Genomic DNA, 25,272 nt, shown 5'->3' on the forward strand with positions numbered 1-25,272 from the left:
TCTGGTTGGACGTGGGGGTCACCGAGCAGTCACCTGTCGCCGCCGTACCCGGCTGGCCGTCCCGGTTGCATGTGGTGACCGGCAAGGGCGGGACCGGCAAGACCAGTGTCGCCGCCGCGTTGGCGCTCGCCCTGGCCGGCTCGGGCAAGCGCACCCTGCTCGCCGAGGTGGAGGGCCGCCAGGGCATCGCACAGCTGTTCGACATCGCGCCGCTGCCGTACCAGGAGCGCCGGATCACCGCCTCGGCCGCCGGAGGCGAGGTCCGCGCCCTGGCGGTGGACCCGGAGGAGGCGCTGCTGGAGTACCTCGACATGTTCTACAAGCTGGGCGCGGCCGGGCGGGCGCTGCGGCGCCTGGGTGCCATCGACTTCGCCACCACCATCGCTCCCGGGCTGCGCGACGTCCTGCTCACCGGCAAGGTGAAGGAGGCCACCACCAGGATGGTGGACCGGCGGCGGGTCTACGACGCGGTGGTGCTCGACGCACCGCCCACCGGGCGGATCGGCCGGTTCCTGAACGTGACCGCCGAGGCTGCCCGGCTGGCCAAGGTCGGCCCGATCAAGACCCAGAGCGAGGGCGTCGCGGTACTGCTGCGCTCGCCGATCACGGCGGTGCACGTGGTGACCCTGTTGGAGGAGATGCCGGTGCAGGAGACCCTCGACGCGGTCGCCGACCTGACTGCGCTGGGCATCCCGGTGGGCAATGTGATCGTCAACTCGGCCCGGCCGCCGTTGCTCGCCGACGGGCCGGTCGCTCAGACGCAGCTGCGGCGCGGGCTGGCCGCAGCCGGGCTGCCGACCGACCGGGAGACGGTGACCGGCCTGCGGGCCGAGGCACAGGAGCACCTCACCCGCCGCGCGCTGGAGGACTCGCTGCTGACCGACCTGGTCGAGTTGGGCCGGCCGATCGTCCGGCTGCCGCTGCTGCCGGACGGGGTCACCCGCGAGGGCCTGGACACGCTGGCCGCAGCGTTGCTGACCGGCACCGGGCCAGCTGCTGGAAGCGACCTCACAGCGACTTGATCGGCGAATCCTGGGCCGACCCCGATACGCTCGACAGGTGCCTCCTGATCACGCAGCGCCACCGCTGGACGTCGACCGGATCCTGGCGGATCCGGGCGTACGGATCGTGGTCTGCTGCGGTGCCGGTGGGGTGGGCAAGACGACGACCGCGGCGGCCCTGGCGCTGCGCGCCGCCGAGCGGCACGGCCGGCGCACCGTGGTGCTCACCATCGACCCGGCCCGCCGGCTGGCGCAGTCGCTGGGCCTGACCGAGCTGGACAACACTCCCCGGCAGGTCAAGGGCATCGAGGTGGAGGCCAGCGGCGGCGAGTTGCACGCCATGATGCTGGACATGAAGCGCACCTTCGACGAGGTGGTGCTCGCGCACACCGACACGGACAAGGCCGCCGAGATCTTCGCGAACCCGTTCTACCAGGCCATGAGCTCGACCTTCGCCGGTACGCAGGAGTACATGGCGATGGAGAAGCTGGGCCAGCTGCACGCCGGTGGCGAGTGGGATCTGATCGTGGTCGACACGCCGCCGTCGCGGTCCGCGCTGGATTTCCTGGACGCACCGGCCCGGTTGGCCCGTTTCCTGGACGGCCGGATGCTCCGACTGCTGCTGGCACCGGCCCGGGCCGGCGGTCGAAGTATGTTCAGCCTGGTGACCGCGTCGTTCGGGGTGTTCTCCCGGGCGGTGCAGAAGATCCTCGGGGCCCAGTTGCTCAGTGACCTGTCCGGATTCGTGGCGGCACTGGACTCGATGTTCGGCGGTTTCCGGCAGCGGGCCGAGCAGACGTACCGGGTCCTGCAGGCCGACGAGACGGCGTTTCTGCTGGTCGCGGCGCCGGAGCCGGATGCGGTACGGGAGGCGGCGTACTTCGCCGGTCGGCTCGGCGCGGAGCGGATGCCGCTGGCCGGGCTGGTGCTCAACCGGGTGCACGAACCGGCCGTACCCGGGTTGTCCGCCGAGCGGAGCCTGACCGCCGCGCGGGAGCTGGACCGCGACGGCGGGCATCCGGCGACGGCCGAGGTGCTGCGGGTGCACGCCGCGGTGGCCCAGCAGTCGGCGCGGGAGCGCCGGGTGGCGGCGATGTTCACCGACGCGTTCCCGCAGGTGCCGGTGGCGACCGTCCGCGCGCAGCCCGCCGACGTGCACGACATCGACGGGCTACGGACGATCGGTCACGCGGTCGCCGGCTGAGCCTGACCCCCGCGCGGCTCCCTCTGGTCCCGCACAGCTTCCCGGTTCAGCGGATCACTTGGTGGCGACGAGCACCTTTTCGCGGTCCCGCATGGCTGCTTCGAACATTTTGCGCCAGCTCGCCACCTGCGGGTGCCGGCGCAGCAGAGCCCGCCGTTCCCGCTCGGTCATGCCGCCCCAGACCCCGAATTCGATCCGGTTGTCGAGTGCGTCGGCCAGGCACTCGTACCGGACCGGGCAACCCCGGCAGATGCGCTTGGCCACGTTCTGCTCAGCGCCCTGCACGAACAACGCGTCCGGGTCTCCGCTCTGGCACGCCGCCAGGCTGGGCCAATCAGCGATCATGCCCATCGTTCCACGTCCCCCCTAGCAATTTCCGCTTGCAACCGGTGGAGTCAGTCGGCAAGCCGGGCGGCTGACGCTGCTTTCCCCCGCAGCACGCCGCCGTGCGATCCTCGCCGGACCATCATGTTCTGTAGTTGGGTGATTACGCAACGTTATTGACGAAATCCACTTATCCGGACACAACACCCTTCCCGGGCGCTCTGCCGAGCAGGGGTACCCGAGGCGGAAACGGGGAAACCCCGCCACCCACACCTTCCCGGGGGAAAGTAGGCGGCGGAGACCACAACCGCCGGACAGGTCTCTGCGTTTAGCACAACGAGGCCGGAGCCGGCAGGAAATGCACAGGTGCGCCACACGGCGACCTCTTCAGTCCCTCACGTACCCTGACTGGGTGACCTGGATGCGGAAGCGAGACCACAACCCACTGACCAACGCCGCATCGCTGCTGATCTGCGGGCTGCTGGCCGGCGTGGTGGTCGCCGCTGCCGCGTTCCCCGCGGTGGCGATGTCGGGCCTGGCAGCCAAGGCAGGCGCGGAGACCTTCGACAAGCTGCCCAGCGAGCTGACCGTCAAACGGGCGCCGCAGATCAGCTACCTGTACGCCGCCGACGGCAAGACCACGCTCGCCGCGATGTACGACGAGAACCGCCGCGACGTCCCACTCAAGGACGTCGCGCCGATCATGCGGGCGGCGATCATCGCGGCCGAGGACCACAACTTCTACGAACACAACGGTGTCGACGTCAAGGGCGTCGCCCGCGCCTTCGTCGCCAACCAGGGTGCCGGCGAGACCACCCAGGGCGCCTCGACGCTGACCATGCAGTACGTCCGGCTGGCCATCGCCTACTCGGCGACCCACCCCGAAGACGTGATCGCCGCCACCGAGGACACCAACGCCCGGAAGCTGCGCGAGATGAAGTACGCGATGCAGCTCACCAAGGAGATGACCAAGGACGAGGTGCTGGAGCGCTACCTCAACATCGCCCCGTTCGGCAACGGAGCGTACGGCGTCTTCGCGGCCAGCCAGGTCTACTTCAGCAAGCAGCCGGCGGACCTCACCATCGACGAGGCCGCCATGCTCGCCGGCCTGGTCAAGGCCCCGACGGCGTTCGACCCGACCACGCCGGGCGGCTACCCGCAGGCCGTCGACCGACGCAACTACGTCATCGACAACATGGTGAAGACCGGGGCGATCACCCAGGAGGAAGCCGACGAGGCCAAGGCCGTCGAGCTGGTCGTCAACGGCAAGCGCGCGCCGAACGGCTGCGTCGCCGCCAACAAGAACCACTGGGGCTTCTTCTGCGACTTCTTCTACCGCTGGTGGATGGAGCAGGAGACGTTCGGCGCCACCAGCTACGACCGGGAGCGGCGACTCAAGAGCGGCGGCTACCACATCGTCACCAGCCTCGACCTGCAGACGCAGGACGCGGCGAAGAAGGCCGTCGAAAACGCGCTGAAGACCGGCAGCAAGCACGCGCTGATGGTGGCGGCGGTCGAGCCGGGCACCGGGTACGTGCGCGGCATGGCGGTCAACCGCAACTACAAGCTCGACGACCCGGACAACCCGAAGAACAAGCTCTCCAGCGACCCGAAGAAGGCCGACAAGGGCATCCGGGGCACCTACCCGAACACCACGAACCCGCTGCTGACCGGTGGCGGTGACATCACCGGTTACCAGTTCGGCTCGACGTTCAAGATCTTCCCGCTGGTGGCGGCCCTCGAGAAGGGCTACCCGCTGGAGTACCCGATCAACGCGAAGAGCCCGTACGAGTCGAAGTACATCGTCGAACGGGGCAGCCCGGCCGCCTGCGCGGGCACCAACAAGTACTGCCCGCGCAATGCCAGCCCCAGCATGAACGGCCTACACAACATGTGGAGCGCCTTTGGCGCCTCGGTCAACACCTACTTCGTACCGCTGCAGGAGCGGGTCGGCGCGGCCTCCGCCGTCGACGTGGCGCAGCGCCTCGGCATCACCTTCCGGGCCTCCAACGACGCCCGGTTCGCCGCCGACCCGGAGGGCGCCAACCAGTGGGGCGCCTTCACCCTCGGCGTGTCCAGCACCACGCCGCTGGAGATGGCGAACGCGTACGCCACCCTCGCCGCCGACGGCAAGTACTGCAAGCCGATCCCGGTGAAGGAGATCCGCGACCAGGACGGCAACAGCCTGGACATCGCCCAGCCGCAGTGCAAGCAGGTGGTCTCCACCGATGTGGCCCGCGCCGCGATCGACGCGGCGCGCTGCCCGGTCGGCGACAACTCGTCGACGTCGCGCTGCCGGGGCCGCACCGCCGGCGGCGTACGCAGCATCGTCGGGCACCCGGTGGCCGGCAAGACCGGCACCACCGACGCCGAGAAGACCGCCACCATGGTGGTGACCACCAAGCAGCTCGCCGTCGCCGGGGTACTGGCCGACCCGGACTGGGCCGACACCAACGCCACCATGTCGCACAACATCGTCAACCCGGCGGTCTACGAGACGCTGCGGGACGCGATGAAGGGCAAGGAGAAGCAGCAGTTCAAGGCACCGAGCGGCAAACTGGTCCGCGGCGAGCAGCGCTCCATCCCGGGCGTGCAGTGCCAGTCGATCGACAACGCCCGGTCCCGACTGTCCGGTGCCGGATTCGAGGTCGAGGTGGACCGTTCCGGTGCGGTCGACTCCACCTGCCCGGCCGGCACCGCCGCCGGCACCAGCCCGAGCGGCCGCACCATCAAGGGCGGCGTGGTGATCATCCGGGTCAGCAACGGCCAGGGTGCCCAGCCGAGCCCGGGCGACGGTGACGGTCCCGGTGGGCCGGGCAACGGTCCCGGCAACGGGCCGGGGCGTCCCGGCAACCCGGGCAACCCGGACGACTGACCGACGGTCACGAACGGCGGGGGCGGGCACCGATCACCGGTGCCCGCCCCCTTTCGTCAATTGATGATCAGATGCGTCCCATCGACGCGACACGCCGGGCGGGTATCAGATGAGGCGCATCGGATCATGCATGCGTACAGCGTCAGCCGACGCTCACAGTCCGAGCTGACGGCGTACCTCGGCTGCCACCCGGCCACCCTCGGCCTGGCCGGCCACCGCGGCCTGGGCCGCCTTCATCGCCGGGCCCATCTGCGCCTTGCCGGTGAACCCACCCTCGGCCAGCGCCCGGCTGACGATCTCGGTCAGCGCGGCGTCGTCCAGCTGACGCGGCAGGTAGCGGTCCAGCACCTCGCCCTCGGCCCGCTCCTTGGCGGCCTGGTCGACCCGGCCAGCATCGGCGAACGCCGCAGCCGCCTCCCGGCGCTTCTTCGCCTCCTTGGTCAACACGGCCAACGCCTCCTCGTCGGAGAGCTCCCGCTTGGCCTTGCCGGCGACCTCGGCGTTGCCGATCGCGGCCAGCGCCATCCGCAGGGTGGAGGTGGTCAGCTCGTCCCGGGCCTTCAACGCGGCCCGCATGTCAGCGGTCAGGCGGTCCTTCACGGTGCTCATGAGTGGCCAAACTACCCTGGTCGGCATGCGAAAGCGCACCGTATTCCGGCTCGCCGCCGGCACCGCAGCACTCGGCGCCGCCACCCTGGCGTACGCCTCGCTCATCGAGCGCAACATGTTCACCCTGCGCCGGTTCGACGTGCCGGTGCTCGCGCCGGACGCGGAACCGCTGCGCATCCTGCACCTGTCGGACATGCACATGATGCCCGACCAGCGACGCAAACAGGCCTGGGTGGCGGCGCTGGCCGGGTTGGACCCGGACCTGGTCGTGGTCACCGGCGACAACCTGGCCCACCCCGACGCCGTACCGGGCGCGCTGCGGGCCCTGCAGCCGTTGCTGGACCTGCCCGGCGCGTTCGTCTTCGGGTCCAACGACTACACCGGCCCGGTGTGGAAAAACCCGCTGGGCTACCTGCTGCCCGAGCGGGACTACCGGGCCGGCCCGGACCTGCCGTTCGAGGAGCTGCGCGAGGTGCTGGTCGGCGCTGGCTGGCACGACCTGAACAACCGCCGGGCGTCGTTCAAGGCCGGCGGCCGGCTGATCGACGCGGCCGGCGTCGATGACCCGCACATCGAACGCGACGACTACGCCGCCGTCGCCGGCCGGCCGTCGCCGGAGGCCGACCTGAGTCTCGGCCTGACCCACTCCCCCGAGCCCCGGGTGCTGGACGAGATGGCCGCCGACGGGCTCGACCTGTTGCTCGCCGGGCACACCCACGGCGGGCAGGTCTGCATGCCGTTCGTCGGCGCCCTGGTCACCAACTGCGACCTGCCCCGGTCGATGGCCAAGGGCCTGCACCGGTGGCCGGGCACCGACTCGTGGCTGCACGTCTCGGCCGGGCTGGGCACCCACCCGACCGCGCCGGTCCGGTTCGCCTGCCCACCAGAGGCCACCCTGCTGACGTTGATCGCCCGCTGATCGAACGCTGATCGAACGTCGACGCAGGTCAGCCTGCGTCAGCCGGCGGCCCAGTGACGCGCCGCCCGTGGACCGGCGGCGGCGCACCGGGGATACCGAATTTGCCCTGCCGGGCCGGTGGGCTAGTATTGCCCAGCGGACCTCGGGGTGTGGCGCAGTTTGGTAGCGCGCTTCGTTCGGGACGAAGAGGTCGTCGGTTCAAATCCGGCCACCCCGACCAGGTCAGAGGCCATGTCGACGACGTCGACATGGCCTCTGAGTGTCTAACTGAGTGTCTAAGCTTTTCCGGCTGGTTCGTCGTCGGGTCCGAAGATCTCATCCATGGCGCGCGCTCCGGTCAGCAGGACCGGCCGTAGCTGGTGCCGGTAGACCTTCTCCGTCACCGACGTGCCCGAGTGGCCGACCAGGTCGGCGATCTGCTCAAGGCTCATGCCGCTGTCCGACAGCAGCGACACGAAGCTGTGTCGCATTTCGCGGGGCGTCCACTCCTTGTCGTTCAGCCCGGCCAGCCGGGCGATCCGGCGGAAGGCTCGGCGGACGTTCGCGGCGTCCAGTTCCTGCCCGGTCGACGACGAGAACACCACGCCGGTGTCAGTCCATCGGCTCCCGGCACGCTGCCGCGCCCGTTCCTGGTCGGCCTGGTGCCGGTTGAGCGCCGCGACACACCGGGCGGGCAGGGCGAGGGTGCGACGTGACTTCCTGGTCTTGGTGTCGCCACCGGCCCGCACCGACCGCCACACGTTGATCGTCGGAGGAACCGGCGGATCGGCGTCCGGCCTGCCGACCAGGTCGACGCGATCCCACCGCAGCGCGCGCAGTTCCTCGGTACGGGCACCGGTGAGCAGTGACACCACGACGTACGCGTAGAGGCGGCTGTGCTCGGCGGCTTTCAGAATCGCCTTGGCCTGGTCGAGAGTCAGCGACTTCGACGGGCGACCGGTCTGCCCGGACGGGATACCGCAGGGCATCCTTGCGGTGAACCCGAGCCGGGCCCGCACCGGACGGGCCTGAAGGCGCACCCAGTCGCAGACTGCGGCGAACGTGTACGCCCCGGCCATCACCGCGCACACCGCCGCCGCCGGCACGCTGATCAGCGGGTACCGCCGGCCTAGTGGATCACGTGGGTTCGTTGATGACCTCCAAGGCCATGAACAAGCTGCGGCGGTCGCGACCAGTGACCGCAACTATCGACGGCAGTTTGGGGGGGTCGGTGCGGCAACCCGATCTCGGTCAGTGCTGATGACATCAGCGGGTGCAACCCACTTCTGGGTCATGGTCTTCGCAAGCTCATGATCACCAGCGAGCCGCACCCGTCCTACACAGAACCCGGAGCCAGCCGAATCCCATCCAATCCCAGCTCAACAGCACCTAAACCGACTACACAACAGCCCTGGGGGTAGGTAGGGTACGGGCCACACGGGGTACAGCCACCCAGAACCACCTACCGACGGACACGCCTATCGCAAACACTCAATCACCGACACGCCCTACCTGACCATAGCCCTAACAGCGGCTGCCGTACCAGGTGAGCCTTGAGTCCCTCGAACCAAGTGACGATAATAATGCGATGAATACAGATAGGCGGTGGATCTCGCGGGCGGGGCTAATCATTGCCGGCGTGACGGCGGGATCCATCGTTGGTGTCGTGGGCGCCCGCACAGGCTGGTGGACCTCGATCCTAGACACTCCTGTTGAAGGTTCGTGGGACTGGATCGAGCGGGCCGGCTGGATCACAGGGACCCTGGGCCTGCCGGCAACCGTTATCCTGGGAATACTCGCCTTGCGTCAAGGGCGGGCCCAGCAACCCAGCGATGGAACAGCAGACCTTAACACTCCTCGCCGCCAGCCGGCCGAAATAAGTAGAATATGGAACATCCCGGCTCCGGTCCGGACGTTTACCGGCCGCAGGACCGACCTAGCACAATTACGCGAAGGACTAGAAAAAGACGGCCGCACAGCCCTAGTCCCCGTTTCCACAACAGCAGTAGTGGGCACCGGTGGAATCGGGAAAACGCAACTCGCCAGAGCGTTCGCCTACAGTCACCGGCACGAGTACCAGCTTGGCTGGTGGATTCCCGCTGAAAGCACCCTGGAAGCGGTTAGCGCACTGCGAGAATTGGCCGTAGCCCTTGGTGCACCCGAAATGCTTCCGAATCAGTATATCATTTACATTCAACAAGAACTTGCCGAGCGCCGACGATGGATCTTGATCTTCGATAATGCGACTAATCCAGAGGACATTGAGCCACTCCTCCCCCCTGCCGGATCGGGTCATGTGTTGATAACATCCCGCAATCCCGGGTGGCATGGAGTAGCAGAAACCCATCCACTGGACGCCTTACCCGTACCGGATGCAGTTCGCCTCCTACTCCTACGCACGGGCGGTCGCACCCGATCCGATCAGGCCGCACAGAAAACTGTCGCTTCAGAAATCGCCCACGAGCTTGATTGCCTACCCCTCGCCCTAGAGCAGGCAGCATCGTATGCCGCAAGTCGACATCTGTCACTACAGGAATATCTCGATCTCCTCCGCAAACAACGGCACGATCTGATGCAAAAGGGATCGCCATTGGGATATCGATTAACGGTACATGTTGCGGTCACGTTGACGGTCGAGCAACTCTCAGCTCAAGAGCCTGCCGCAGCCTGGATTCTTGAGATTTGCGCGCTGCTAGCTCCAGACCAACTTCCCGTTCTGGAGCTACTGGAGGTGGCCGCTCGGCCTCACCTACTGAACGACGAGGCGGTAAGGAATCCTCTAGGACGCGCCGAGATTCTTGGACTACTTTATCGCAGCGGCATACTAGTAGACGATACCGATATTGATACCGACCGCAATTATAGGAGCGCACGCTTGCACCGCCTTATTCAAAACGTGGTACTCGATCGATTAGACACCAAAAGTCGCCAACAACGCGTAAGTGACGCCACCGCATTACTCGCCGCGCTCTTCCCTCACGACGCCTGGGACCGTCCAGATATCTGGCAAACCTGCACTCGATTGGTCCCTCACATCCGAGCACTGACTGACCGCGCAGCGGCAGGCTACGGTACAACAAAGGACCTTGCAGAACTTGTGACTGCAGCAGCGCACTTCGTGTTGCAGCGAGGTCTCGACCTACCTACGGCACAACATCTACACGAACGCGCCACAGAGATACTGGAGTGCATTCACGGTCGCAATACCGACCATCCCGATGTCGCTCGCAGCCTTTTCTTCCTCGCCGGCGACCTACGGGCGTCCGGCAAGATTCTGCAATCGCGCGACTTGAGTGAGCGAGCCCTTGAAATGTTTGAACGCCTGTACGGGCATGATGCCGACGAACCAGAACTAGCGCGAAGTCTACATTTCCTTGCCGTCGACTTACATGAACTCGGCGAAATTGAGCGCGCGTGCAGCTTAAACCAGCGCGCCTTAACGATACGCCAACGGATCTATGATTCAGATCCGGACAGTCATCGAGATCTAGCCTGGAGTCTTACCAACTTGGCAAATAACCTTCGAGACCTAGGCGCTGCCGAAAATGCGCGAGAGCTAGACGAACGGGCGTTGGCGATTCGCCGGCAACTCTACGGACAAGATACGGATCACCCCCATGTCGCCTGGAGCATCGCGAACCTTGCAGCCGACCTACGAGAGCTGGGAGATGCCAACCAGGCACGACATCTAGACGAACAAGCGCTAGCCATGCGTCGCCGACTCTTTGGGGAAGAGACCGACCATCCTCAAATTGCCTGGAGCCTTGCGGCGCTGGCCGCAGACCTAAGAGAACTCAGGTATCCAAAACGCGCACGGGAAATTGACGAGCAAGCACTGTCCATGAGGCAGCGACTATTTGGCTGCACAACGGACCATCTCCACATAGCCTCAAGTATGGCTAGCCTTGCAAAGGATCTCTACATCCTTGGCGAACTGGACTATGCACAGGAGTTGGATCGGAAGGCAAGCCAGATGCGGTCCCGACTCACTAGCACGTGACGGTAGCGGAGGCGGTGGCGGTGGCGGTCCGGCTCTGTTGGTGTTGGTGTTGATGTACCCGATCGTCCCAGGCTGTCTGGTCGTAGTCGGGGTCGGGTGGGATCCAGCGGTGGGAGCCGCGTCGCAGTGCATTGGTTCGTCGCCGGAGCGCAGGATCGATATCTATATACCCATTGGGGGCCTGACCAGATGCGCGATCTTCTGGATCAAGAAGCGCCGACCAGACCTCCACGACACCGAGGAGTGACCGCAGGAAGGTCCGAACATCGGCGCGGAGCCCCGTACTATACTTGAGGCAGACCGCCCGGCCCCTTCGTGGGCCGGGTTTAATCTTTCGACTGCCTCAGTGGCCGGCCCGATGCGTCAGCGCTGCTTGGTGAGGTCCCGGGCGATCAGTTCGGCGATCTGGATGGTGTTCAGCGCCGAACCCTTGCGCAGGTTGTCGCCGGTGACGAAGAAGTCGATGGCCCGGGGGTCGTCCATCGACCGACGGATCCGGCCGACCCAGGACGGCTCGGTGCCGACCGCGTCGATCGGCATGGGGAACTCGGCGTTCGCCGGGTCGTCGACCACGATCACCCCGGGCGCGTTGCGCAGTACCTCGCGGGCACCGTCGGCGGTGACCTCGCTGCCGAAGACCGCGTGTACGGCGACCGAGTGCCCGGTCACCACCGGCACACGCACACAGGTGGACGAGACCTTCAGATCCGGCAGGCCGAGGATCTTGCGGGACTCGTCGCGGAGCTTCAGCTCCTCGGTGGACCAGCCGGCGTCGGCCAGCTCACCGGTGAACGGCACCACGTTGAGCGCCAGCGGTGCCGGGAACGGGCCGAGGTCGTCGCCCACCGCCTGGCGTACGTCGCCGGGCCGGGAGCCGAGCGTACGGTCGCTGGCCGCCCTGGTCAGCTGGCTGTGCAGCAGGTCCACGCCGAACCGCCCGGCGCCGGAGACCGACTGGTAGCTGGCCAGCACCAGCTCGCGCAGGCCGTACTCGCGGTGCAGCGGGGCGATCGCGACGATCATGGCCAGGACGGTGCAGTTGGCGTTGGAGACGATCCGGCGCGGCCGGCGACGTACCTGCTCGGCGTTGATCTCCGGCACGACCAGCGGTACGCCGGGGTCCATCCGGAACGCACCCGAGTTGTCCACCACGGTCGCGCCGCGCTCGGTGGCGACCGGTGTCCACTGCCGGGACACGTCGTCCGGCACGTCCACCATGACGACATCGACCTCGTCGAAGGCTTCCGGGCTGACCTGGTGCACCGGCAGCTCCTCGCCCCGGCAGCGCACCAGCCGTCCTGCGGAGCGGGGTGAGGCCAGCAACCGGATCTCGCCCCAGACGTTGGCCCGTGAGGTGAGCAGTTCGCACATGACGGCACCGACGGCTCCGGTCGCACCGAGCACCGCGAGGGTGGGCAGCTGGCGTGCCCTGGTGTCAGGCACCGGGGCTCACCGGCCGGTGCCTGCGTAGACCACCGCCTCCTCCGTACCGCCGAGGTCGAAGGCGGCGTGCACCGCGCGTACCGCCGCGTCCAGGTCGGTGTCCCGGCAGACGACCGAGACCCGGATCTCCGAGGTGGAGATCATCTCGATGTTGACGCCGGCGTCGGCGAGGGCGGCGAAGAAGTTGGCGGCCACGCCCGGGTGCGAACGCATCCCGGCACCGATCAGCGACACCTTGCCGACGTGGTCGTCGTAGAGCAGGCCCTTGAAGGCGATCCGCTCCTGCTCCTTGCCCAGCGCCGCCATCGCGGTCGGGCCGTCCGCCTTCGGCAGGGTGAAGGAGACGTCGGTGCGGCCGGTGCCCTCGGTCGACACGTTCTGCACGATCATGTCGATGTTGGTCTCCGCGTTGGCCACCGTCTCGAAGATGCGGGCGGCGGCGCCCGGCTCGTCGGGAACGCCGACGATGGTGATCTTCGCCTCGCTCCGGTCGTGGGCGACTCCGGTGATGAGTGCTTGCTCCACGGAAAGATCCTCCATCGATCCGGTCACCATGGTGCCGGTGTTGGTCGAGTACGACGAGCGGACGTGGATCGGCAGGCCGGCCCGGCGGGCGTACTCGACGCTGCGCAGGTGCAGCACCTTCGCCCCGCAGGCGGCCAGCTCCAGCATCTCCTCGTAGGTGATCTGCTTGATGTGCCGGGCGTTCGGCACGATCCGGGGGTCGGCGGTGAAGACTCCGTCGACGTCGGTGTAGATCTCGCAGACGTCGGCCTGCAGCGCGGCGGCGAGCGCCACCGCCGTGGTGTCCGAACCACCGCGGCCCAGTGTGGTGATGTCCTTGGTGTCCTGGGACACGCCCTGGAAACCGGCCACGATCGCCACCGAGCCCTCGTCCAGGGCGCCCTGCAACCGGCCCGGGGTGACGTCGATGATCCGGGCCCGGCCGTGCACCGAGGTGGTCAGCACACCGGCCTGCGAGCCGGTGTAGGACCGGGCCTCGTAGCCCAGGTTGTGGATGGCCATGGCGAGCAGTGCCATCGAGATCCGCTCGCCGGAGGTGAGCAGCATGTCCAGCTCCCGGCCGGGCGGCAGCGGGCTGATCTGCCCGGCGAGGTCGAGCAGTTCGTCGGTGGTGTCGCCCATCGCGGAGACGACCACCACGACGTCGTCGCCGGATTTGCGGGCCGCGACGATCCGCTCGGCGACCCGCTTGATGCGTTCGGCGTCGGCGACCGAGGACCCGCCGTACTTCTGCACCACCAGTGCCACGGCGGTCCACTCCCCTCCAGCTGCTGCCAACCTGCCGGCATCAGGGTACCGGCGTCCGGAGCCCGCGCAGACAGCCGTTCCCACGATCCGGCCGGGTGCGGTCACCGCCCGTGTCCGTCGGGGGCGGTCGGTCGTTCGGCCCGGCCCGGTTCGCGACACGCCGACGGCCCGCCGTCGGACCGTAAGGCCGCAGGTCGTCGGCGGGCCGGCGACGGAAATCGGCGTGTCCGTGGGCCGCCCGGCCGCAAAACCCGACCGGGTACGCAGAATGGGCGGATGCGTTCCCGGGGTGCCGTAGCGTCGCGAAAGTCGCCTGCCGCGCTGGCTTGCGTGGCGTTCGTCACGTTGTCCCTGCTGGGCTGCGATTCGACCGATCCGGTGACGTCGCCGCAGGGCACACCGACCGGCGAGCAGTCTCCGTCGGCGCCGGGTAGCGCCCCGCCGGCCGAGCCACGGGCGCAGTTGGCGGCGGCGGCCGCCGCCGCCAGCGACCTGCGGATGACGGCGTTCTACACGTTGCAGACACCGGGTCGGCCGGACCGGACGGTGGCGGTGACCCTGGCCGAGGACGGCGGGTGGCGGGTGGACATTCCGGGCGGCGCCCCAGGTAGCGCGAGCGGTACGGGCGGTACGGGCGATGTCGCAATGGCGCAGAACGCCGACGGTCTGTTCCGGTGTGCGCTGCCGTCGGCCGCCAACCCGGTGACGCCGTACTGTGTCCGGCTGGGCGACCCGGACGCAGCGGTCGAGCCGGCGCTCGACCCTCGACTGCACCACCTGTTCGCCGACTGGCGGGCGGTGCTGGCCGACCGGCGTGCCCCGCTGGCGGTGTCGGTGACCGAGCCGCTCGACGGCGTCGACGGCACCTGCTTCTCCGTGGAGTCGACCACCACCTCGTTGCAGCCTCCGCTGGACGTGGGCATCTACTGCTACCGCCCGGACGGCACCCTCACCGGCGCACGGGTGGAGCTCGGGACGCTGCTGCTTGCGGGCCAGCCGGGCGCGGCCCCGCCGTCGATCACGCTGCCGGGCCCGGTGACCACCGGGGTGCCGCCGGGCTCGGCCGGAACCCCGGCGACGAGCAGCGGATCCACGACCGGCACCGGCTGAGATTTCCGGCCGGGCTTTGCCAACCCGCGATCACCACGTAGGGTGAGAGCCGTCATGTGGCAGGCGCTCCTCCTTCGCTGCCGCGACGAGGCCCCCGAGGCCGGCACCTCGTCGCGGAGTTGACCCGCGCCGCCTTGACCCCATCCGCGCCCACGCTGTCCAGCCGCTCCGGCACCGTTCGCCGCACCTGTGCGAGCGCGCCGCCCAGCTGACCGAACCGGGCCGCTGCCTTAGCCGTACCGACCCGGCCACCGCGACCGACGCAGCCACCGTCACCGGCTCGCCGCCGGGACCTGCCGGCCGCCCCGGGCCGAGGTGCCGGCGCCGGCCGACGGACGCGACAGCGCGGGACCTTCCCAGACCAGGAGATCGCACCATGGCACAGCCAACCGCCGGCCCAGCACGGCAGTCCGCCGACGTCCAGCCCACCACCGATCCGGTCGCCACCGACCAGCCCGCCACCGATCCGATCGCCCGGCAGCAGCCGAGCCGGATGGCGTACCAGCGTTATCTGCCCTACCACCAGCAGTTCGCCGTCGACGTACCCGACCGGCAGTGGCCAACCCGCCGCATCGAGCAGCCGCCCCGGTGGTGTGCCGTCGACCTGCGTGACGGCAACCAGGCGCTGATCGACCCGATGTCGCCGGACCGCAAACGCCGGATGTTCCAGCTGCTGGTGCAGATGGGCTACAAGGAGATCGAGGTCGGCTTCCCGGCGGCCAGCCAGACCGATTTCGAGTTCGTCCGGCAGCTGATCGAGCAGGACCTGATCCCCGACGACGTCACGATCCAGGTGCTGACCCAGTGCCGGGAGCATCTGATCGACCGGACCTTCGAATCGCTGCGCGGCGCGAAGCGGGCCATCGTGCACTTCTACAACTCGACGTCGGTGCTGCAGCGCCGGGTGGTCTTCGGCCTGGACAAGGCCGGGATCACCGACATCGCCACCACCGGGGCGCGGCTGTGCCAGAAGTACGCCGAGATCCACACCCCGGACACCGACATCTTCTACGAGTACTCCCCCGAGTCGTACACCGGCACCGAGCTGGACTACGCGCTGGAGGTGTGCAGCGCGGTCATCGACGTGATCGCGCCGACCCCGGACCGGCCGCTGATCATCAACCTGCCGGCGACCGTCGAGATGGCCACCCCAAACGTGTATGCCGACTCGATCGAGTGGATGCACCGGCGGCTGCCGCGGCGGGAGAGCGTCGTGCTGTCGCTGCATCCGCACAACGACCGGGGCACCGCCGTGGCCGCCGCCGAGCTGGGCCTGCTGGCCGGCGCGGACCGGATCGAGGGCTGCCTGTTCGGCAACGGTGAACGCACCGGCAACGTCGACCTGGTCACTCTGGGGCTGAACCTGTTCAGCCAGGGTGTCGACCCGCAGATCGACTTCTCGCAGATCGACGAGATCAAGCGGACCGTCGAGTACTGCAACCAGCTGCCGGTGCACGAGCGGCACCCGTACGCCGGGGACCTGGTCTACACCGCGTTCTCCGGCTCGCACCAGGATGCCATCAAGAAGGGCTTCGACGCGCTGACGGTCGACGCCGACGCAGCCGGGGTCCAGGTCGACGACCACTCCTGGGGGGTGCCGTACCTGCCGATCGACCCGCGTGACGTGGGGCGCACCTACGAGGCGGTGATCCGGGTCAACTCGCAGTCCGGCAAAGGCGGGGTGGCGTACGTGATGCGCCAGGAACACAACCTGGACCTGCCCCGGCGGCTGCAGATCGAGTTCTCCGGCGTGGTGCAGGCCGTCACCGACGACTCCGGCGGCGAGATCGAGCCGCAGCGGATGTGGGAGATCTTCGCCGACGAGTACCTCGGCGGTCAGCGGACCGAACCGGCGGTGACCCTGGAGTCGTACGCGACAAGCACGGTCGACGGCAAGGTGGAAGCGACCTCGGTGGTCGTGGTCGACGGAGTCCGGCACACCCTGGACTCGGCGGGCAACGGCCCGATCGACGCGTACGTCAACGCGCTGCAGGCGGTGAACGTCGGCGTGCGGGTGCTGGACTACCACGAGCACGCGCTCTCCGCCGGGGGCGACGCGCAGGCGGCCGCGTACGTGGAGTGCGAGGTCGGCGACCGTACGGTCTGGGGTGTCGGGCTGGACTCGAACATCGTGATCGCCTCGGTGCGGGCGGTGACCAGCGCGGTGAACCGCAGTCGGCGCGCCGGCTGAGCCGACGGCACCAAGTCAAGATCCACAATGGTTCCGGCGAAACGCCGGGACGGCGGGTGCCTGGCGCTGACCGCCGGGCACCCGCAAGCTAAGCAGGTGCGAACCCCTCTTCGACAGCGTCCCTGGACCATCCGATTCGACCTGCGCCGAGCGGCAGTCGCGGTAGCCGCCGCACTGGCGCTCGTCGCGACCGCCGGCTGCGAGTCCGTCGACATCACCGTCGGCTCCCCCACCGCCGCGCCGCCCGACGGGTCGGCGGACGGCTCCGGCGACGGCTCCGCTGGTCAGGCGTCCGCGCTGCTCGACCAGCTGACCGTGGCGTCCGCCGGCTCCATGCGGGGCTACAGCCGGGACCACTTCCCGCACTGGAGCTCCGCCGGCAGCAACTGCGACGTGCGGGACACCGTGCTTGAACGCGACGGTACGGCGATCGAGCTGGACGGCTGCAACGTGGTCGGCGGACAGTGGCTCAGCGCGTTCGACGGCGAGTCCTTCACCGACCCCGGCGACCTCGACATCGACCACATCGTCCCGCTTGCCAACGCCTGGCGCTCCGGTGCCGACGAGTGGGACGACGACCAGCGCCGCGAGTTCGCCAACGACCTGGACCGCCCGCAGTTGATCGCGGTTTCCGCGTCGACCAACCGGGCAAAGGGTGACCAGGACCCGTCGCAGTGGAAGCCGCCGAACCGGGACTACTGGTGCCAGTACGCCCAGGACTGGATCACGGTCAAGCACTACTGGGAGCTGTCGGTCACCGAGCCGGAGAAGGCGGCGCTGGCCGACATGCTGACCACCTGTCCGTGACCGCGACCGGTCGTTGACACCGGACCGGTCCCTGACACCGGCCGGTTGGTGACACCGGCCGGTCGGGACGGCGGTACGGGTGGCCGATGAGAGGACAGGAGCTGACCATGGGCGAGCCGGTGGAGTTGAGCCGCACCCGGGACATCGTCGCCGGGCCGGGCGGGGTGATGACCGAAGAGGTCGGTGTGATCACCGGCGAGTTGACGCTGCGCACCGAGTTCGCCGCCGGCCAGGTCACCCTCCGCGTGCAGTACAAGGACGCCGCGGAGTGGTACGTGGTGACCGGCGGCCGGGCCGACCTGGCCGACCCGGCCGGCCTGGACGCCGTACACGCCATCGCGGTCGGCCTGCTGCACCGCCCGGACGGCTGAAACTGCGGACAACCCGTACCGCAGCGGCTCGCGCGGGGGCGCGAACGGCTACGGCAGCGGTTCGTGCGGGGCGGAGACGGTGGCCGGCGCAGTGCCGGCACCGGCGGGGGCAACCGCTTCCGGGGTCGTCCGGTGTGGGCGCAGCGACCCGGCGGCGATCTGCTCGGCCCAGTGGCAGGCCACCCGGGACGGGCCGACCTCGCGCAGCACCGGTCGCTCGTCGGCGCAGCGGGTCGGCTGCGCCCACGGGCACCGGGTGTGGAACCGGCAGCCGGCTGGCGGGTTCGCCGGCGACGGCAGGTCCCCGGCCAGCAGGATCCGCTCCCGCCGGTCCTCCACTTCCGGGTCCGGCACCGGCACGGCCGACAGCAACGCCCGGGTGTACGGGTGCAGCGGCTCACGGTAGAGCTGGTCCCCGGGTGCCTCCTCGACCAGCGCGCCGAGGTACATCACCCCGATGGTGTCCGAGATGTGGCGGACCACCGCCAGGTCGTGGGCGATCACCAGGTAGGTGAGGCCGCGTTCGATCTGCAGCTCGTCCAGCAGGTTGATCACCTGGGCCTGGATCGACACGTCCAGTGCGGAGACCGGTTCGTCGGCGACGATCAGCTCGGGGCCGAGGACCAGCGCGCGGGCGATGCCGATCCGTTGCCGTTGGCCGCCGGAGAACTCGTGCGGGTAGCGGGACAGCGCCCAGCGGGGCAGGCCGACCGCGTCGAGCGCCTCGCCGACGATCCGTCGGCGCTCGGTGCGGTCGGCGCCGATGTCGTGCGCCTGCAGCCCTTCGACCAGGATCGACTCGACGTTCTGCCGTGGGTCCAGGCTGGACATCGGGTCCTGGAAGATCATCTGGAAGCGCCGGCGCATGGTGCGGAGTTTGGCCGCCGGCAGCCGGTTCAACGTCACTCCGTCGAAGACCACCTCGCCGCCGGTCGGCGGGGTCAACTGCAGGATGGCCCGGCCGAGCGTCGACTTGCCGCAGCCCGACTCGCCCACCAGGCCGTACGTCTCGCCCCGGGCGATCCGCAGGTCCACCCCGTCGACCGCCCGGACGTGCCCGACGACCCGGTCCAGCAGGACACCCCGGGTGATCGGAAAGTGCACCTTGAGGTCGCGGACCTCGACCAGTGGCTCATTCACCGGCGGCCTCCCCCGTGTCGTCGGTCTCGGGCGGGTTGACGCAGCGGAACGCGTGCCCGTCCGGCTCCCGGCGCAGCTGCGGCGGGGTGCCGAGGCAGGCGTCCACCTGGCGGGCGCAGCGCGGCGCGAAGGCGCAGCCGTCCGGCCAGGGCAGCAGGTCCCGGACCGAGCCGGGGATGGGTCGCAGTCGCCGACCGTGGCCCGCGTCGAGCCGGGGAATCGAGCCGAGCAGACCCACCGTGTACGGGTGGCGCGGTGCCGCGAACAGTGGACGTCGGCGGGCCGTCTCGACCACCCGACCGCCGTACAGCACGTTGATCGTGTCGCACATGCCGGCCACCACCCCCAGATCGTGGGTGATCATCACCAGTGCGGTACCGGACTCGCGCACCAGGTCCTTGAGCAGTTCCAGGATCTGCGCCTGGATCGTCACGTCCAGCGCGGTCGTCGGCTCGTCGGCGATCAGCAGCCGGGGCTGGCAGGCGACCGCCATCGCGATCAGCGCCCGCTGCCGCATCCCGCCGGAGAGCTGGTGCGGGTACTCCTTCAACCGGCGGGTGGGGTCCGGGATGCCGACCCGGTCCAGCAGGTGCTCGGCTTCGAGCCGGGCGGCCTCGCCGCGCATCCCCCGGTGCCGGACCAGCACCTCGGTGACCTGCACCCCGATCGGCACCACCGGGTTCAGTGAGGAGAGCGGATCCTGGAAGATCATCGCCACGTCGCGGCCCCGTACGTCCCGCATCGCCCGGGGATCGAGCTGCAGCAGGTCGGTGCCGTCGAACGCGGCCTTGCCCTGGACCCGTACGCCCTTGCCGGCCGGCAGCAACCCCATGATCGCCAACGAGGTGACGCTCTTGCCGCAGCCGGACTCGCCGACCAGCCCGGTCACCTCACCGGCGTCGACCGAGAAGGACACCCCGTCGACCGCGTGCACGGTCCGCTGCCCCCGCCGGGCGAAGGTGACCGCCAGTTCATCCACGTCGAGCAGCGCCATGGCTCACTTCCGCAGTTTCGGGTCGAGGGCTTCGCGCATCGCCTCGCCCAGCAGGGTGAAGCCCAACGCGGTGATGATGATGCCCAGCGCGGGCAGGATCGCCAGCCGGGGCGCGGCGTCCAGGTAGCGCTGCGCGTCGGCCAGCATCACCCCCCATTCCGGGATAGACGCGTCCGGGTTGCCCAGCCCCAGGAACGACAGCGCGGCCACCTCGATGATCGCGGTGGCCAGGGTGAGCGTGGACTGCACGATCACCGGTGCGAGCGAGTTCGGCAGGATGTGCGTCAGCGCCACCTTGCTTCGCCGTACCCCCAGGGAGGTGGCGGCGAGCACGTAGTCGCTGTTCGACTGGGCGAGCATCGAGCCGCGCAGCAGCCGGGCGAAGATCGGCACCGAGACCATCCCGACCGCGATCATGACGGTGGTCAGGCTGGCCCCGAGCAGCGCCGCGATGCTGATCGCCAGCAGCAGGCTGGGCAGCGCCAGCAGCATGTCGACGATCCGCATCAGTACGGTGTCCACCCAGCGGCCCCACCGTCCGCCGAGGCCGGCGGCGGCACCGGCCAGCCCACCGATCAGCGTGCCGACGGTCAGCCCGATCAGGGTGGCGACGACGCCGACCAGCAGGGTCTGCCGGGCACCGACGATCATCCGGCTGAACTCGTCGCGGCCGAGATGGTCCACGCCGAACCAGTTCTCCGCACGCGGCCCCGGGTAGAAGGCCTGCGCCTCGCGGATCTCGTCCTTCCACAGCTGCGCCGCCGGGTCGTACGGCACCAGGAACGGGCCTACCAGGGCGACCAGCAGGAAGACGCCGAGGATGACGGTGCCGACGATCGCCGCCGGGTTGCGGCGCAGCCGGCGGAACGCCTCCTGCCAGAGGCTGACACCGCGTTCGTCGTCGTGCGCGGCGGACAGCTCGGCGAGCCGGTCGAGCTTCGTCTTCTTCCGTCCCGGGCTCAGGATGTCACTCATCGGGCCGCCTCCGTCCGCAGCTGCGGGCCACGCTCGCCGCAGTCCTGTTCACCCGTACCGGCCAGCAGCCCGCTCACCGGACCCGCACCCTCGGGTCGATGAAGGTGTAGGAGATGTCCACCAACAGGTTCACCAGTACGTAGACCAACGCGATGATCAGGATGAAACCCTGCAGTACGGGGTAGTCCCGCTGACTGATGGCGTCGGCGACGAAGGCACCGATGCCGCCGAAGGCGAACACGGTCTCGGTGAGCACCGCACCGGAGAGCAGCCCGCCGGTGAGCAGGCCGATGCTGGTGGCCACCGGCAGCATCGCGTTGCGCAGCACGTGCCGGCGGCGGATCACCCGGCCGGTCAGGCCCTTGGCCTGGGCGGTACGGACGAAGTCCTCGCCGAGCACCTCCAGCACGCTGGCCCGGGTTATCCGGACGATGATCGCCAGCGGAATGCTGGCCAGCGCCAACCCTGGCAGCACCAGGTGCCACAGCGCGTTGAGCGAGGCGTCCCACTCCCGGGTCAGCAGTCCGTCCAGGACGAAGAAGTTTGTCACCCGGGTGGCGTCGATGCGGGGGTCCTGCCGGCCACTGGACGGGAACCAGCCGAGGTTCACCGCGAAGATCGCCTTCAGCACGTACGCGAGGAAGAAGACCGGGACGCAGATGCCGATCAGTGAGCCGACCACCGATCCGTGGTCGAGCAGGGTGCCGCGCCGGCGGGCGGCCAGGTAGCCGAGCGGAATGCCGACGCCGATCGCGATCAGCATGGCGGCGGCGGTCAGCTCCACGGTGCCCGGGAAGCGTTGCAGGAACTCGGTGGTGACCTCACGTTTGGTGGAGATCGAGGTGCCGAGGTCGAACTGCAGCAGCCGCTTCATGAACCGGCCGTACTGGATCAGGATCGGCTCGTCGAGCCCGAGGTTGCGGCGGATCGCCGCGCGCATCTCCGGGGTGCCGCGTTCGCCGAGGATCGCGGACTCCGGGCCGCCGGGCAGTCGGTGCAGCCAGATGAACAGCAGCAGGGAGAGACCGAACAGCGTGGGTACGAGTTGGAGCAGTCGTCGGACGATGAAGCGGAACACGGTGCCTCGGCAGGGGGTGTGGAGGGTCGCGTGGGCGGGCGCCGCCGCCATCCGGACTGGTGGCCCGGGTGGCGGCCGACGCCCGCCCTCGTTCCGTTCGCTAGATCACTCGTGGATCAGGACTTGAACTCGGCGGTGGCGAACCGCTCGTCGGTGAGCGGACTGGCCTGCACCCCGATCACGTCCTCGGCGAAGACGATCGCCGGCGGGGAGTGCGAAATCGGCACACCCGGCAGGAACTCCATGATGTCGGCGTTGATGCCCTTGTACAGCTCGTAGCGGGCCTCGATGTCCGCAGTACCGTCGGCCTCGGCGAACTTGGCGAACAGCTCCGGGTTGTCGTAACCCCATTCGTCCTTGGGCCGGTCGAAGAACGTACCGATGAAGTTGTAGGCGTCGCCGTAGTCACCGGTCCAGCCGAGCAGGTGCAGGTCGTGCGCGTTGCCGGAGGTGGTGGCGTTGAGGTAGTCCGGCGACCACTTCAGCGGGATCGGTTCGACGGTGATCCCGGCCTCCCGCAGGTCTGCGGCGAGCAGCTCGAAGATGTCCTTCGGGTTCGGCATGTACGGCCGGGTGACCTCGGTCGGGTAGTGGAACCGCAGCGTCAGGTCCGAGTGGCCGGCCTCGGCCAGCAGCTCCTTGGCCTTCGCCACGTCGTAGTCGTAGGTGGTGACGTCGGAGTTCCAGCCCTCGATGGTCGGCGGAACGAACTGGGTGGCGACCTCGGCGCCCGGCGGCATCTTCGAGTCGACCAGCGCCTGACGGTTCAGCGCGTGGGCGATCGCCTGCCGGACCCGGATGTCGGCCAGTGCCGGGTTGCCCTGCTGGTTCATCGCCAGGTAGAGAACGTTGAACGCCGGGCGGGTGAGCACGTTGAAGCCGTCGTCCTTGAGCGGCTGCACGTCGGCCGGACCGACCAGGTCGTAGCCCTGGATGCCGCCGTTGCGCAGCTCCTGCTTGCGGGCGTTCTCGTCGGAGATGGTCCGGAAGATCAGCGTCTTGACCTTCGCCTTCTCACCGGCGTAGTCGTCGTTGCGGACCAGGGTGAGGGTCTTGTTGGCGATGTCCCAGCTGTCGAACTTGAACGGCCCGGTGCCGGTGGGGTGCTCCAACGCGTACGCCGGGTAGGAGATGTCGTCTGCGCTGCCGGTCACGTCGCTGGCGTTGTGCTCCTCCAGCGCGGCCGGCGAGTGGATGGAGAACGACGGCAGCATCAGGGCCGCCGGGATCTTGCTGGAGACCCGGGTGAAGGCCAGGTCGACGGTGGTGTCGTCGACCACGGTGCACGACTCGAACAGGCTCTCCGGCAGGTCTTCGCTCTCGTTGTTGGCGAAGCCGCCCATCACGTCCTGCCAGTAGGCGGTGACGTCGGGGCTCTGCATCAGGCCGGTCGCGTTGTACCAGCGGTCGAAGTTGACACAGACCGCCTCGGCGTTGAAGTCGGTGCCGTCGTGGAACTTGACGCCGGACTTCAGCTTGAACGTCCACACCGTACCGGACTCGTCCGGGGTCCAGCTCTCGGCCAGACCGGGTGTGATCGCCGTACCGCCCTCCTCGGGACGGACCAGGGTCTCGAACATCTGCCGGGCCACCCGCAGCGACTCGCCGTCGCTGGCGAAGCTGGGGTCGAGGACCTTCGGGTCACCGGCTACGCCGAAGACCAGGGTGGCATCGCTGGAGTCGCCGGAGTCGTCACGCTCGCTCTCGGCGCAGCCGGCTAGGGCCAGCGCCGCGACCGCGACGGCCGCGATGGCGGCCTTCGGCCTGGGTGCACGCATGGGTGCTTCACCTCGTCCTTTGGGTACGGACAACGTAGTGACGGGGGTCACCGATGGCGAGACCTTAGCCGGCGTTCGGCGCGACCGGAAACCGGCCGGAACGCGGTTGGTACCGGATCGTGTCTTAACTGTCCCGTCAACGGCGATCGAACCCTACAGCGTCGATGATAGGCCAGATATGTCCAGAATTGGGCTATACCAAGTTGTTACATGTTTCGTGTGTTTCGCCGGCCCGGTGTCAGACCGAACGCCGGCCTTCGAACGCCCGGCCCAGGGTGATCTCGTCGGCGTACTCGAGGTCGCCGCCGACCGGCAGGCCACTGGCCAACCGGGACACCGCGATCCCCATCGGCTTCACCATCAGCGCCAGATAGGTCGCGGTCGCCTCGCCCTCGGTGTTCGGGTCGGTGGCCAGAATCAGCTCCTTGACCGTCCCCGAGCCCAACCGCAGCATCAGCTCACGGATCCGCAGGTTGTCCGGGCCGACCCCCTCCAACGGATTGATCGCCCCACCGAGCACGTGGTAGCGCCCCCGGAACTCACCGGTGCGCTCGATCGCCACGACGTCCTTCGGCTCCTCGACCACACACAGCACGTCGTCGTTGCGCCGCTGGTCGCGGCAGATCCGGCAGTGCTCGGTCTCGGCCACGTTGAAACACACCGTGCAGAACTTGACCAGGTCCTTGACCCGGCGTAGCGCGGTGGCCAGCCGGGTGACGTCCGCCGGGTCGGCGGAGAGAATGTGGAACGCGATCCGCTGGGCGCTCTTCGGCCCCACGCCGGGCAACCGGCCCAGCTCGTCGATCAGGTCCTGGATGGCGCCTTCGTACATCTGTGCCGGCTCAGAACCCGGGTAGCCCGAGACCGCCGAGGCCGCCCGTGACCGGGCCCATCTTCTCCTCGGTCAGCTTGCGGACCTCGTCGTTGCCGTTGCGGACCGCAGCCAGCACCAGATCCTCCAGCGTCTCCACGTCCGCCGGGTCCACCGCACTGGGGTCGATCTTGATCGACCGGATCTCGCCGACGCCGGAAAGGGTCACCGTGACCAGCCCTCCGCCGGCCACACCGGTGACCTCCGCCTCGGCCAGCTCGGCCTGGGCGGTCGCCATCTGCTGCTGCATCTTCTGCGCCTGCTTCAGCATCTGCTGCATGTTGGGCTGTCCACCGGGGCGCACGGCACCGCTCCTTCGATCAGTGTGGCC

Annotated in this window: 20 protein-coding genes, 1 tRNA gene and 1 pseudogene; 10 read left to right on the forward strand and 12 right to left on the reverse strand. The window is 68.7% G+C overall.

Annotated features, from left to right (window positions below; all coding sequences use genetic code 11):
* The first annotated feature begins 11 nt into the window (after positions 1–11).
* Together O7629_RS24485 and O7629_RS24490 are read left to right on the forward strand one after the other, a co-directional pair.
* Positions 12–1,022, forward strand: coding sequence for an ArsA-related P-loop ATPase (locus tag O7629_RS24485; protein ID WP_278172081.1), 1,011 nt, complete (start codon positions 12–14; stop codon positions 1,020–1,022).
* A 37-nt stretch (positions 1,023–1,059) separates the two neighbouring features.
* Positions 1,060–2,205: an ArsA-related P-loop ATPase gene (locus tag O7629_RS24490; protein WP_278172082.1), complete on the forward strand. Its 1,146-nt coding sequence runs from the start codon at positions 1,060–1,062 to the stop codon at positions 2,203–2,205.
* 54 nt (positions 2,206–2,259) lie between these two features.
* Here the strand turns inward: O7629_RS24490 and O7629_RS24495 are convergent, their stop codons facing one another.
* A complete protein-coding gene (locus O7629_RS24495) occupies positions 2,260–2,556 on the reverse strand; it encodes a WhiB family transcriptional regulator (protein ID WP_123603865.1) in 297 nt (98 codons plus the stop codon).
* Positions 2,557–2,950: 394 nt separating this feature from the next.
* Here O7629_RS24495 and O7629_RS24500 point away from each other — a divergent pair, with 394 nt between their 5' ends.
* A complete protein-coding gene (locus O7629_RS24500; RefSeq protein ID WP_278172083.1) occupies positions 2,951–5,404 on the forward strand; it encodes a transglycosylase domain-containing protein in 2,454 nt (817 codons plus the stop codon).
* Positions 5,405–5,557: 153 nt separating this feature from the next.
* On the opposite strand, the gene O7629_RS24505 is transcribed toward O7629_RS24500, so the two are convergent.
* Entirely contained in the window at positions 5,558–6,013 is a 456-nt protein-coding gene (locus tag O7629_RS24505; RefSeq protein WP_278172085.1) for a GatB/YqeY domain-containing protein, read from the reverse strand.
* A 25-nt stretch (positions 6,014–6,038) separates the two neighbouring features.
* Here O7629_RS24505 and O7629_RS24510 point away from each other — a divergent pair, with 25 nt between their 5' ends.
* The gene (locus O7629_RS24510; RefSeq protein ID WP_278172087.1) at positions 6,039–6,932 is read left to right on the forward strand and encodes a metallophosphoesterase; all 894 of its coding nucleotides are present in this window, start codon (positions 6,039–6,041) and stop codon (positions 6,930–6,932) included.
* 143 nt (positions 6,933–7,075) lie between these two features.
* Positions 7,076–7,152, forward strand: a tRNA-Pro gene (locus tag O7629_RS24515).
* 55 nt (positions 7,153–7,207) lie between these two features.
* Here O7629_RS24515 and O7629_RS24520 read toward each other — a convergent pair.
* Positions 7,208–8,116 carry a tyrosine-type recombinase/integrase gene (locus tag O7629_RS24520; RefSeq protein WP_278172088.1) on the reverse strand — a complete coding sequence of 303 codons (909 nt, stop codon included), beginning with the start codon at positions 8,114–8,116 and terminating at the stop codon, positions 7,208–7,210.
* Positions 8,117–8,577: 461 nt separating this feature from the next.
* On the opposite strand from O7629_RS24520, the gene fxsT reads away from it, so the two are divergent.
* Positions 8,578–10,911 carry an FxSxx-COOH system tetratricopeptide repeat protein gene (fxsT, locus tag O7629_RS24525; protein ID WP_278172089.1) on the forward strand — a complete coding sequence of 778 codons (2,334 nt, stop codon included), beginning with the start codon at positions 8,578–8,580 and terminating at the stop codon, positions 10,909–10,911.
* A 363-nt stretch (positions 10,912–11,274) separates the two neighbouring features.
* Here fxsT and O7629_RS24530 read toward each other — a convergent pair whose 3' ends face one another.
* Positions 11,275–12,354 carry an aspartate-semialdehyde dehydrogenase gene (locus O7629_RS24530; RefSeq protein WP_278172090.1) on the reverse strand — a complete coding sequence of 360 codons (1,080 nt, stop codon included), beginning with the start codon at positions 12,352–12,354 and terminating at the stop codon, positions 11,275–11,277.
* A gap of 6 nt (positions 12,355–12,360) precedes the next feature.
* On the reverse strand, positions 12,361–13,626 hold the full coding sequence (locus tag O7629_RS24535; protein ID WP_278172092.1) for an aspartate kinase: 1,266 nt from the start codon (positions 13,624–13,626) through the stop codon (positions 12,361–12,363).
* Positions 13,627–13,902: 276 nt separating this feature from the next.
* Between O7629_RS24535 and O7629_RS24540 the strand changes: the two genes are divergently transcribed.
* The 4 genes and pseudogenes from O7629_RS24540 to O7629_RS24555 all read left to right on the forward strand — a co-directional run.
* Positions 13,903–14,736 (forward strand): hypothetical protein, encoded by an 834-nt coding sequence (locus tag O7629_RS24540; RefSeq protein ID WP_278172093.1) that lies wholly within the window; start codon positions 13,903–13,905, stop codon positions 14,734–14,736.
* A gap of 493 nt (positions 14,737–15,229) precedes the next feature.
* A complete protein-coding gene (leuA, locus tag O7629_RS24545) occupies positions 15,230–16,927 on the forward strand; it encodes a 2-isopropylmalate synthase (protein WP_278174670.1) in 1,698 nt (565 codons plus the stop codon).
* Positions 16,928–17,068: 141 nt separating this feature from the next.
* Complete coding sequence (locus O7629_RS24550; protein ID WP_278174671.1) at positions 17,069–17,734, forward strand: HNH endonuclease family protein; 666 nt, start codon at positions 17,069–17,071, stop codon at positions 17,732–17,734.
* Positions 17,735–17,865: 131 nt separating this feature from the next.
* Positions 17,866–18,105, forward strand: a pseudogene (locus O7629_RS24555) (hypothetical protein); the annotation flags it as partial.
* A gap of 48 nt (positions 18,106–18,153) precedes the next feature.
* Here the strand turns inward: O7629_RS24555 and O7629_RS24560 are convergent.
* The 7 genes from O7629_RS24560 to O7629_RS24590 form a co-directional block, all read right to left on the reverse strand.
* Complete coding sequence (locus O7629_RS24560) at positions 18,154–19,245, reverse strand: ABC transporter ATP-binding protein (protein ID WP_278172094.1); 1,092 nt, start codon at positions 19,243–19,245, stop codon at positions 18,154–18,156.
* Positions 19,238–20,239: an ABC transporter ATP-binding protein gene (locus O7629_RS24565; protein WP_278172096.1), complete on the reverse strand. Its 1,002-nt coding sequence runs from the start codon at positions 20,237–20,239 to the stop codon at positions 19,238–19,240. The genes O7629_RS24560 and O7629_RS24565 overlap by 8 nt, the downstream gene beginning before the upstream one ends.
* A gap of 3 nt (positions 20,240–20,242) precedes the next feature.
* Positions 20,243–21,202, reverse strand: coding sequence for an ABC transporter permease (locus O7629_RS24570; protein WP_278174672.1), 960 nt, complete (start codon positions 21,200–21,202; stop codon positions 20,243–20,245).
* Positions 21,203–21,287: 85 nt separating this feature from the next.
* Positions 21,288–22,292: an ABC transporter permease gene (locus O7629_RS24575; RefSeq protein ID WP_278172097.1), complete on the reverse strand. Its 1,005-nt coding sequence runs from the start codon at positions 22,290–22,292 to the stop codon at positions 21,288–21,290.
* 116 nt (positions 22,293–22,408) lie between these two features.
* The gene (locus O7629_RS24580) at positions 22,409–24,070 is read right to left on the reverse strand and encodes an ABC transporter substrate-binding protein (protein ID WP_278172098.1); all 1,662 of its coding nucleotides are present in this window, start codon (positions 24,068–24,070) and stop codon (positions 22,409–22,411) included.
* A 238-nt stretch (positions 24,071–24,308) separates the two neighbouring features.
* On the reverse strand, positions 24,309–24,902 hold the full coding sequence (gene recR, locus O7629_RS24585) for a recombination mediator RecR (protein ID WP_278172099.1): 594 nt from the start codon (positions 24,900–24,902) through the stop codon (positions 24,309–24,311).
* A 10-nt stretch (positions 24,903–24,912) separates the two neighbouring features.
* Complete coding sequence (locus O7629_RS24590; RefSeq protein ID WP_233606442.1) at positions 24,913–25,221, reverse strand: YbaB/EbfC family nucleoid-associated protein; 309 nt, start codon at positions 25,219–25,221, stop codon at positions 24,913–24,915.
* Between the last annotated feature and the right edge of the window lie 51 nt (positions 25,222–25,272).

Origin of the sequence: Solwaraspora sp. WMMD792 (genome assembly GCF_029626105.1) — a bacterium.
In the GTDB taxonomy this organism is placed as follows: Bacteria; Actinomycetota; Actinomycetes; order Mycobacteriales; family Micromonosporaceae; genus Micromonospora_E.

Excerpts from the sequence above, each read along its gene's own strand:
- O7629_RS24500 (WP_278172083.1), top strand. The coding sequence starts at position 2,951 with ATGCGGAAGCGAGACCACAACCCACTGACCAACGCCGCATCGCTGCTG.
- O7629_RS24495 (WP_123603865.1), bottom strand. The coding sequence starts at position 2,556 with ATGGGCATGATCGCTGATTGGCCCAGCCTGGCGGCGTGCCAGAGCGGA.
- leuA (WP_278174670.1), top strand. The coding sequence starts at position 15,230 with ATGGCGTACCAGCGTTATCTGCCCTACCACCAGCAGTTCGCCGTCGAC.
- O7629_RS24540 (WP_278172093.1), top strand. The coding sequence starts at position 13,903 with ATGCGTTCCCGGGGTGCCGTAGCGTCGCGAAAGTCGCCTGCCGCGCTG.
- recR (WP_278172099.1), bottom strand. The coding sequence starts at position 24,902 with ATGTACGAAGGCGCCATCCAGGACCTGATCGACGAGCTGGGCCGGTTG.
- O7629_RS24510 (WP_278172087.1), top strand. The coding sequence starts at position 6,039 with ATGCGAAAGCGCACCGTATTCCGGCTCGCCGCCGGCACCGCAGCACTC.
- O7629_RS24580 (WP_278172098.1), bottom strand. The coding sequence starts at position 24,070 with ATGCGTGCACCCAGGCCGAAGGCCGCCATCGCGGCCGTCGCGGTCGCG.
- O7629_RS24590 (WP_233606442.1), bottom strand. The coding sequence starts at position 25,221 with ATGCAGCAGATGCTGAAGCAGGCGCAGAAGATGCAGCAGCAGATGGCG.
- O7629_RS24505 (WP_278172085.1), bottom strand. The coding sequence starts at position 6,013 with ATGAGCACCGTGAAGGACCGCCTGACCGCTGACATGCGGGCCGCGTTG.
- O7629_RS24565 (WP_278172096.1), bottom strand. The coding sequence starts at position 20,239 with ATGGCGCTGCTCGACGTGGATGAACTGGCGGTCACCTTCGCCCGGCGG.